This is a genomic window from uncultured Campylobacter sp., from assembly GCF_938045535.1.
Classification (GTDB): domain Bacteria; phylum Campylobacterota; class Campylobacteria; order Campylobacterales; family Campylobacteraceae; genus Campylobacter_B.
Map to the genome: position 1 here is coordinate 1 of NZ_CALIMQ010000188.1, position 2,243 is coordinate 2,243.

At 46.0% G+C, this 2,243-nt stretch carries 3 protein-coding genes; all 3 read right to left on the bottom strand.

Features of this window, described 5'->3' with window-relative positions:
* Positions 1-577 precede the first annotated feature (577 nt).
* From Q0095_RS05875 to exbB, 3 genes are read right to left on the bottom strand one after another with little or no spacing between them, the layout of a single operon-like run.
* Positions 578-1,426, bottom strand: coding sequence for an energy transducer TonB (locus Q0095_RS05875; RefSeq protein WP_297882246.1), 849 nt, complete (start codon positions 1,424-1,426; stop codon positions 578-580).
* Entirely contained in the window at positions 1,423-1,806 is a 384-nt protein-coding gene (gene exbD, locus Q0095_RS05880; protein ID WP_005872149.1) for a TonB system transport protein ExbD, read from the bottom strand. The genes Q0095_RS05875 and exbD overlap by 4 nt, the downstream gene beginning before the upstream one ends.
* Positions 1,807-2,226, bottom strand: coding sequence for a TonB-system energizer ExbB (exbB, locus tag Q0095_RS05885; protein WP_040304198.1), 420 nt, complete (start codon positions 2,224-2,226; stop codon positions 1,807-1,809). It lies immediately after the preceding gene.
* Between the last annotated feature and the right edge of the window lie 17 nt (positions 2,227-2,243).

Here is a 2,243-nt window from a genome sequence, read left to right on the forward strand (position 1 = left end):
AATTTAGCTAGTGATTCCGTCCGCAAAATTTGCGCTAGGTTATAATTTGACGGCGGAATTTACGCATGCAATCCGGTCGCACCCACAAAATTTCGCCCGCCGGTTTGCAGAATACATAGCGTAAAATTCTACGGAATTTCGTGAAATTTTATTTGGACGCGAGCAGAATTACGGCGGCTACGGATAAAATTTGCAGCAGCTTAGATAAAACCGCGCGCGACAATCGGCAAAATTCCGCGAAATTTCGCCGAGCGCGTTAAGTTCGCCCTTACCGCTATCTCATACACGCCGTATTCATAGACCGCGCAAAAGGCGGCGCCGTTTTGGGTTTTGATACTCGAACGAAAGCTATCCCGTTTCCCATTGTTGCCGCTCGGCGCGTTGGCATGGACTACGCACGGGTAAATTTTAAAATTTAGACAAGTTCCGCCCCGCCGAAGCGAAGCTTTATTAAAACGGGCGGTGCAGCTATTTTAGGCGCGTAATCGTCTTTTAATACGCACCGATCCTTTTAAAACGGGCGGCAAATTTTAAAATTTCACCGCCCAGGTAGGGGTTTTTAGTAGAATCTTTAAGGCTAGTTAAAATTTAGCGTATATTTTATGCTAAAGTTAAATTCCATATCTTTCTCGACCTTTGGAAAGCTGCCTTTTGTGCGCTCGACCGCGCTTAACGCGCCCTCATCAAGTGAATCTACATTCGAGGAAGACGTAACGCGAAGACCCTTAACATCGCCACTTGCCGTATAGGTAAAGTGCACGCCTACGACGCCGATTTTACGCATACGTTGCGCATTTTTAGGGTAGTGCGACTGCGCGTAGCGAGAAATAATGGCGAAAATTTTCTTGCCGACATCGCTATTGCTAGGATCTCCGCGGCTTGTTATAGCGTCGCTACCACCACCTGCACTACTGGAGCCGCCACCCCCACCGCTACCTAGCGAAATAGGCTTTGTCGGGTCAAATTTAGCCGTTAAATTCCTATCGCTACTTTGAACTTTATGCTCTTTTTTAGGCTTAGGTTTTTCAACCGGTTTTGGTTTTTCTACCGGCTTTGGCTTGGGCTTTTCGACCGGTTTTGGTTTTTCAACTACAGGCTCTGGTATAGGCTCCGGTTCAGGAATCGGCTCAGGCTCCGGTATTGGCTCTGGCTCAGGCGGAGTTGGTTCCGGTTCGGGCTCAGGCTCGGGCGGAGTGGGCTCTGGCTCAGGATCCGGTTCGGACTGATCGGAAGGAGGCGGGATATTGGGTTCATCGGAGATATCGCCCTGCTTGGCCTCATCCATTATGCTATCGATGGAAAAGGCTATCATATCCGGCATGCTAGGCGGCTTCGGTGCCGACGATAAAAGAACAAAAACACCCACAGCGATGATGCAATGCAGCACCAAAGATACAATGAAGCCTACTGCGCTATCTTTATTCATTGCTCTTTTTCGGTCACGATCGCAAATTTTTCATGGCCCGCCTTTTTTAGGACATCCATGATAGAAATGAAAGAGGAAAATTTCGAGTCTTTATCGTTTTTCAATACGACAAGATCGTTTTTATCGAGTGCGGCAATTTTTTTCTCAAGCTCATCCTCGCTTATTGCGACATCGTCTAGATAAATTTTAGATTCGCTATCCACTTTAATAGTAACTTTTTTATCCTCTTGCGGATTTTGCGAGCTTGAAGAAGATGGAAGATTTACCTTGATATGCCCCTGCGCAATGAAAGTCGAGACACTAAGCACGATCGCTAACAGCACCAGCATAATGTCAATGAACGGAACGATATTTAGCCCGTCTCGTCTAGGGATGCTCATTTATTTAACCTCATCGTAGCGATTTAGAAGCACATCAACTTTGCGGACGAAACCGTTGTAGATGATAAGCGTAGGCACGGCGACGACTAGACCGGTAGCGGTAGCTTTAAGCGCGAGCGAAAGACCTTGCATGATAGCCTTGGTATCGATACCGCTTGCAGTACTCATATCAAAAAATGTGATCATAATGCCAATAACTGTGCCTAAAAGACCGATGTACGGGGCATTTGAATAAACAATATAAAGCGTCGTTAAATTTTTTGTCAGAGCCTCTTCATATAGCGCCTTGCTTTTGTAATCGCTCGCCTTAACCTTCGAATAAAAAAGCAGCCTTTCGATAGTAAACCACACAACTAAAAAGCTCATAAATCCGAGGATCGCAAAGATAATGTAATCCACGTAATGCGCCAAAAATTCCATAATGCCCATAAGCTCTC